Here is a 1,460-nt window from a genome sequence, read left to right as displayed (position 1 = left end):
TAACATCTGACGCTCCTCTGTAGTCTTAACAAAGAAATTATCAAACGTCGCTCCCTTCAACTCGTTAGGGATCGTACTATCACGCATTAAGACATCATAAGTTTTAAAGTAGGCTTGTCTATCCTCGAACTGCTGCAATAGGTCTTTCTCTTTTTGTTTAATCTCTCCCTTTACACACTCCGGACAAAATGCTTGTAGTTTTCTTTCTGAACCCCCTAATACCGGTACAGAAATTTCCCAATAATTGACCTGGTGAATATCGCAAACCTTATCCGATATTTTTCTGTTATTAAATTCTTTAAATTGTTCCTTCATCTTTGCAACTCCTAAAATGGTAGGTCTGGGAAGTTATCTTCGGACTTCCCTTTTATGGTTTTAGGCTTTTGATTCAAATAACCGTCAAACTTAGATCCAAAAAGTGTTTCAGGTCTCAGATATTTAGAAAATTCAGGACTGTCCTTCCATTCTGCCGTTTTAATATCTATCACCTGTTTAAAATCTTCAAGTGTATAGCCTTCTTTGAATCGTGCTAGTAAAAGCCTTTTTGTCTTATCAACAAACTTATACCGCTTATTAGCTACTTGATTCAGATAAACAATAGGAATCCAAAGTTCTTTATGTTTTGTTTTCTCTAAATCTTTTATAGCTGTTTCTTCAAGCCAAGTAGGAAAAGTGAAAGATGAGCTTTGCTCATTAGGCGAGGTTCCCTCGACTATATATTCTTTATTTATATCTAACTTTAAATCTTGCTCTAACTCTTTCTCTCTATCTATCTCTTTCTCTGTCTTACATGTAGATAACGTTGTAAAATTATTAGATAACAATGTAAGATTTTTTTCTTTCTCTTGTTGCTCTTTGCGGTAGCTTCTCATATATGCAGCGTGGTTTGTTTCTTGTTGTACCAAAGCTTTTGCTTGTGTTAACTCGGCATTTTTATCTTCATCAATCTGAATCAGGCCACATTGCGTAAAATAAGCTATAGTCATAGATATATCATCCTCAGAAACATCTAATTTCAAGGCCAGTTCTTCTTTTAAGGTTTCAAAGTATCCTTCGTAATACAGAATACAATCACTTTCAAGACTTTCTAACATAAGACGGATATAAATCACTATCATAGTGTAGCCGCCAGGCATACTTTTTAGTCGCTTAATAAATAGGTTATCAAAAAATTTCTTATCAATTTTTAACCAAAAATATACTTTAGTCTTTGCCATCATCTACCCCCAAAAACTTTAAAACATCTGAGACTTTATAATACGCTTTTCTAGTATCTTCAATAGGCGGTATATACTGCGGTAGTCCTGCACCTTCCCATTTTGTCAAGGTTTTATCTCCTATGCCCAGTTCTTCCTTTAGTTCCACCTTGCTTATCAAATCTAATCTTTTTTGAGGTGCTTTCTCATGGCTTCTTAAATATCGTTCCACTGCTTCCAAAATCTTAGACTTTAAATCTTCAA

2 protein-coding genes and 1 pseudogene are annotated in these 1,460 nt (G+C 34.6%); all 3 read right to left on the bottom strand.

Annotated elements, in window-relative coordinates; all coding sequences use genetic code 11:
• A pseudogene (locus tag SMIDD26_RS00355) lies at nt 1–315 on the bottom strand (ATP-binding protein); the annotation flags it as partial.
• A gap of 11 nt (nt 316–326) precedes the next feature.
• Nucleotides 327–1,217, bottom strand: coding sequence for a conserved phage C-terminal domain-containing protein (locus SMIDD26_RS00350; protein WP_061438571.1), 891 nt, complete (start codon nt 1,215–1,217; stop codon nt 327–329).
• A partial coding sequence (locus SMIDD26_RS00345) for a hypothetical protein (RefSeq protein WP_061438570.1) occupies nt 1,204–1,460 on the bottom strand: 257 nt, incomplete at its 5' end. The genes SMIDD26_RS00345 and SMIDD26_RS00350, both read right to left, overlap by 14 nt.

The organism is Streptococcus mitis, from assembly GCF_001579035.1.
GTDB classification, from domain to species: domain Bacteria; phylum Bacillota; class Bacilli; order Lactobacillales; family Streptococcaceae; genus Streptococcus; species Streptococcus mitis_J.
This window is presented reverse-complemented; position numbering and strand designations above follow the sequence as displayed.

What these genes read in the sequence shown, in the direction of transcription:
- SMIDD26_RS00350 (WP_061438571.1), bottom strand. Translation starts at nt 1,217, where the DNA reads ATGGCAAAGACTAAAGTATATTTTTGGTTAAAAATTGATAAGAAATTT.